This window comes from Bartonella sp. AD24XZML, assembly GCF_042196485.1.
GTDB lineage: Bacteria > Pseudomonadota > Alphaproteobacteria > Rhizobiales > Rhizobiaceae > Bartonella.
The window spans coordinates 1-5,801 of the sequence record NZ_JBHIQH010000043.1 but is presented as its reverse complement, the minus strand read 5'-3'; the positions used below and the strand labels follow the sequence as shown (position 1 = coordinate 5,801).

Here is a 5,801-nt window from a genome sequence, read left to right as displayed (position 1 = left end):
ACGAATAGCAGCAAAAATACTTTCTTGGATTTGTGCTACATACTCATCCGTAATATCATCAATCTCATCTTGAATGACCGACACAAGGTGCGAAAGCGTTCTTTTATGACGATAAACATCCTGTTTTGCCGGTATTGGTCCCCCCGTCTTAACCCGAATATAATGACGCGTCATTAGACTTCTCTTAACAATTGGTCACGAATTCAACGACTATACTTGCTTGACCTGCTTGTACCGTTTTGTCCGCTTTGGCATAGAGAGTAAGTTCTTCATCATAAGGAACAAATTCCTTTTGATTGGTTGGCTTAACTTCTTTGACTGCCTGCTGTTTGATTTCTGCTTCACCAAACTCAGTCCCTCCAGCAGTGCTGCCTATTTTAACCTTCGTGTCCGAAAATGCTGTCTTGACATACACTTTAATTGAAGTAATCAAAGCACCACGAGGGAGGGTACCTATCTTCATCACCTTTTCTTTATCTTCATAGCTAAAATTAAGACGCAAAAAGCTTACCTGCTGCGTATGAAGATTTCTCCCTTGCAAGGGCTGTGGTAAATAATCTGCCATGTCTTGTCCCCTCAATGATTTGTCACAAATTGCACAACCACAACGCACTCACCAGCATCTGTGGTTTTATCTCGTGTTGCATAAAGGGTCATTTCTTTATCCTCTGGAGTAAAAACCTTTTGGTCTGTTGGTGTAAAATCTTGCGTATTTTGGGCTTTGATATCTTTTTCGCCAAACTCATTGCCGCCATAGGTGCTGCCAATCTTCAACTTTGCTTCTGAAAATGCCGTCTTAACGAACGCTTTAATTGAAGTGATCAAAGCACCACGAGGCAAAATGCCGATTTTTCGTGTAAGACGCTTCTCTTTATGCGATATGTTCAAGCGAAAAAAACTCACTTGTTGCGTAACCAAGTTTCTCCCTTGTAGGGGCTGTGGTAATCCTTCTGCCATGTTTTATTTCCTTTCCATGAATTTAAGAAGGCTTTTCACCTGTACAAGTTGAAACAACAACTGTTCCAAAATCTTGCGCATGTTGTCCTCTTCCAGGCATTTGGAAACGCGTTTTCTTCATCCCTAGGATTGTTTTCGCTGCAACCCCATATACCCGTTGATAATCATCAAGCTCTTCAACCAATTTATAGCGCGTATCTTGATTTTCTGCTCCAAAGGCAAGCATCGCACTTTGTGCACCCAGTAAAACAGCACGTCGTACATTTTCTTCAACGGTACCATCGGATTTTACACCATGCGTCACATGTTCCGATTCACGTAAAATCACACCGTTATACATGCCTAATGAACCATCAAAGATCGGATTCTTCGCACGCGAACCTGAATAAGCCGCCTTTTGTATGTCAAGCCACTGACCAGTATCTGTATTGGTACGCAATTGCATAACTTGTATGGGATGAAGATACATGACGTAAACATTGGAACCACCAACACGTACTGGTCTGATTTTGGGGTTAGCCAACTTTGCAACTTTAACAGCTTCATCAATCAACTTAAGACTAAAACCGTGTTTTGCCAGCTCTTTTACGTCTTCATCTTTCGTTTTGGCTTCTGGTCGTACAATACGCTTACTACTTGGTGCCAATGGTGCATTAAAACCATAATACAATTCATCAAGTTCAATCTCACGCCCTTCAAATTTCATTGTAGGTGCTGTGTACCCACACACTTGCGTAAAAAACATCAAACTTAAACGGTCCGCATACCAATCAACCAATGACTTGTGTGCTTCGTCGCGTAAACTAAACAAAATACGTTGTTGATCAATTGTACCTTTGTTCTTCGTCGAAACTGCATGATTAAGTTCATTGATATATAATTTGTCATGAAGAAACTGAAGAGCTTCTTCATTACCTTTAAGCGTTTCACCCTCGCTTACACCACGCCCCATAATCTGTGCACGTAAGCTAAATGTAACACAATCTCCACCTTCTTTCCTAAGTTCATTTTTGACTTGAATGATACTATTGGAGCCTTCTCCCATTAACGGTTCAATATCAAGCGCTTTGGACGCTTCATAATTTAATCTCTTTGACCAAGCTTTCACCGCTTGAGCATCATTAATAGGTATACGTGTTGTTGCCATTTATTTTGCCTTTCTTTGCTATAAAAAAACCGGCTTAAAGCCGGCAAAAACCCGCATCAAAAGCGGATTACGTTATGCGCCTAGACTATAATCAGCCATCGCGCCCCATTAACTTATCAAAAATGATTTGATTTTTAGGATTGCTATACCATTCTCCAAATTCTTTATCAGACATATTGCCAATAGCTTCTAAAGTTATTGGTCCAGTACTCCCTCCTCCACCAGATGCTGTTAAGGTTCTCGCAGAATTCTGCCGGCTTTGAAGCGCTGCAACTTGATTATTGGCTTGCACTGCTTGGTTCTGATAACCAAGGTTTTGCGCTATCCTATAAAGCTCTTCTGCTGGATTACCCCCCTTTTGGGCGCAAGTCGCTACAATCGTACGCAATTCATCCCCTATAATCGCATCTATCGTGCTCCGTTGCGCATAAGTCGGATAAACAGATGACCAAGCACTTAATTGCTTTGCACGCGTCTCATAAAGAAAATCTGCCGCCGCATCAAAATCACTGTATTTATCTTTGATTGATGTAACAGAACTTTCTAAAAACTGGTTCAAATGTCCATTAAATTCGTGGGTTTCAATGGCTTGCCTTTGAACATCTTGTTGTGCACGAATATACGCATCTTGCTTTTGAATCTTATCTAACATCCACGTTAATACGCTAATTGGGTCCTCACGTAGGTCTGGGGGCGCACCTTCTCCTTCAACCATTGGTGGCTGAGATTGAGGTTCATAAAACTTGACAAGCGCTTCACGGGCTTGTTGAGCTTGTTGTTCTGCACGTTGCCGATCTATAGGAACGATTTCTGAAGGCTTTTCAACGGGCTCTGCAACCGGTTCTGGAGGTGTCGCATCATTGCTCTCAACCGTCTCGACCTCATAATCACTCTCAAAAGAGCTCTCATCATCAAATACCGGTGCTCCAACCCTGTAATCTTCATTCATAGCTTCGTTCATTTCTGCATTCATTCTTTCACCTCTCTCAAATATGCATGCCTCTGTGCAATGCTATTCTCTCTCGCATAATCTGATTGTGTGCTTGTTCATTGAGAAGCTTCTGACGTTCAATGTCATGCCTCTGTTGCATCATTTCGGCTTCCAATTCTGCTCTCTTTTGACGCATGAACAATTCAATCTGCTTTTGTTGCAAATCCATCTGTTGCATCTGGCTTTTAGTCGCAATATCCTGCTGCTTTTCTTGCAACTTCATTTCTTGTTCCGGATCCATTTGCTGTTGTTGGGCTTGTTGTGCCATTTGCTGCTGTTGCATCTTCTCACTCACACGATTGAGTAATGACGCAGGCAAGGGTGAATAACGAAGCAAATCAAGCATGATATCCGGTGTTACGGCATTTTGAAGCAACGGTAATAATTGCGTGATAATACCAAAGGTCCGCTCTTTCTCATTCGGGCTGGTTGGCGCATCATCCACCACAATATCGTAATCTACACTCATCACCGCTTCACGTGTTAAGGGAATATATTGCGCATTCTCCTCACCCGATATCCGCACCAAGCGACCATCAGACAAATAATTCTGTATAAGGTGTAAAATAATCTTACCTTGCCGCTTGCGATACAAACGCAAGCCATCAAACAGACAAGCAAGCAGGTTAAGACTAGATTGACGCCGTTGTGCCTCTAAAATCCCTGCTTGTGAGACTTCTCTCGTCCCGATAAACTCAGGCGATAAACCCGTAACTTGATTAATCGCTTCCTTGGCTTCATTAAACAGTTGGAAAAAGCCCTGTGGAAATTGGGCGGCGGGTTTGGGCTGTATTTTACCTTCCGCAAAGGCTTTGTCTTCAGCGACTATGATAGCATCGGCGCGCGCCCAATCCTTCATAGCTTGTCTGATATCCTTAAACGCTCCCTCTTCAACAATAATTCCACCTTTAGATTGGCTGTTGAGAATATGCATGACTTGACTAAAATATTTATTTGCCCACCGTTGTGGGTCTTTTGTCGGTCTTACAACTCCATAAAATTGCCGTTCTATCTTGTCAAAATACCCCGTGATACACTCCCAACCCAATTGACCCGCTGGAACCAAAGGTTGATCAGGCGATTCAAGCAATTTCCTCCCTAAAAAAGCGCGTTTAACAACCTTTTTATTGAAAGCTGCTCCTTGAATATCGGGCATCATGCACTGTAATTGCTTAAATTCCTCTTCGCTATAATCACGCAATTCACCCGTTTCTAAATCGGGCGCCTTATAATATCGCTCGCTTTCAAACCAACGGCATTCAACAAGCGTAACCATCCGACGACCGTTTTCAACATCAATACCCTTCTCATCACTGTAATAATCAAGATCATTATGGTGAACACCTTCATGAGAGCTCCCATCCCTTGCCCAATCTGCACTCAGCTCTGTCCAATGGGCTTTGGGAAACATCTGCTTGGCTACTTCCAAAGGCTTGCGGTCGACATANACATCTGCTTGGCTACTTCCAAAGGCTTGCGGTCGACATACCACATGCGTTGTGCATCGGTTAAATTCGGTTGCACTGCCGCGCTATCCCAAACCATCTTTAGAGGGTCTAAACGCGTAATAACCGGTTCACCATCTATACTGTTCTCATAATCAAGCCGCGTATCGGTCCACCCCATGCCGCAGATGACAGCGTCTTGGAAAGCATCACTATCCGCATATTCCGCATGCGCTACATCTCTAAACCATTCTGCTGCTCCTGTAAGCAATTCACTTGGCAATGCCTTGCCTATTTGACGGGGAATGAATTGCACCTCTCGTTTATTGTTACGCTCTGAACCAACTACAGCATTAACCAATGGTGCAATACGGTTAAACGTCATAACGGGGCGACGTTGCTCTTTTAAAGCCGCTAAATCTTGATCATTCCACTGATCACCATTGTAAAATTGAAAATCCTCCCTTGCATGTTCACGCCATTTGTTCACATGCTCAACATCTTCTTTGTACCAACCCACAAGCTTGCGAAACAAACCTTCTGTCGACAGATCTGATGCGTTACTTTCTTTCTCTAAATGCTCTTCATCATCCATCATTCTGCCATCCATGACGTACTTTCATAAGTTTCTCTACCGCTATAAGCTGGTCTCTTTACTATTTCTTTTGGTGGTTGGTATGAAATGCACATCAATCCAAAGGCATCTGCACCATGACTGGACCAATCATGTTCTGCCCCCAAACCTATATTGCGCTTCTCATCCCATTTCTCGTGATACCAGTTCAGTGCCTTACGCCCTGCTACCGTCGTCTCCTCGTTAAACCATACTGATGACAAAACACGACGGACTGTTTCTATACGTATTTTGACAGCACCAGCTCCTTGATTAGGAATAACTTTTGTTTGAAACCCTGCCTGTTTAAGAGCACTCTCAAAACTCACATTATGTACACGGTCTCTGGTCGCACCATCATGGGGGAGAACCATCAGTGCCTTCTCATAACCATTCTGACGCAACCAACCGATATGTTCGGATAACGGCTGCCCTTGCGCTTCGTAATAATCAAGCACTCTGATCTCTCGCCCCACAAATTGCGCTATCCATATCGCTGTGGCATCTGCCTTAGCACCCGTACCCCCAATATCCCAAAAAGCGCGTATCTGCATTAAAGGGTCACGAGCAACACGCCCTATCCGCCCCTCCTGCTCGGCTGCCAACATTTCCCTCTGATAATAAGCGCCTTGAACTGCTGTAAGATAA

Annotated in this window: 4 protein-coding genes and 2 pseudogenes; all 6 read right to left on the bottom strand. The window is 43.4% G+C overall.

All coding sequences use genetic code 11. From position 1 onward, the window contains the following. Positions 1-184 precede the first annotated feature (184 nt). On the bottom strand, positions 185-565 hold the full coding sequence (locus tag ACFIMX_RS03915; protein ID WP_375639419.1) for a hypothetical protein: 381 nt from the start codon (positions 563-565) through the stop codon (positions 185-187). A gap of 11 nt (positions 566-576) precedes the next feature. Continuing rightward, entirely contained in the window at positions 577-957 is a 381-nt protein-coding gene (locus tag ACFIMX_RS03910; protein WP_375639418.1) for a hypothetical protein, read from the bottom strand. A 22-nt stretch (positions 958-979) separates the two neighbouring features. Further along, complete coding sequence (locus ACFIMX_RS03905; RefSeq protein ID WP_375694058.1) at positions 980-2,104, bottom strand: N4-gp56 family major capsid protein; 1,125 nt, start codon at positions 2,102-2,104, stop codon at positions 980-982. Between the two features lie 91 nt (positions 2,105-2,195). Further along, positions 2,196-3,077: a hypothetical protein gene (locus tag ACFIMX_RS03900; RefSeq protein ID WP_375694057.1), complete on the bottom strand. Its 882-nt coding sequence runs from the start codon at positions 3,075-3,077 to the stop codon at positions 2,196-2,198. Positions 3,078-3,090: 13 nt separating this feature from the next. After that, positions 3,091-5,150 (bottom strand): annotated as a pseudogene (locus ACFIMX_RS03895) (portal protein). Next, a pseudogene (locus tag ACFIMX_RS03890) lies at positions 5,135-5,801 on the bottom strand (PBSX family phage terminase large subunit); the annotation flags it as partial. The pseudogenes ACFIMX_RS03890 and ACFIMX_RS03895, both read right to left, overlap by 16 nt.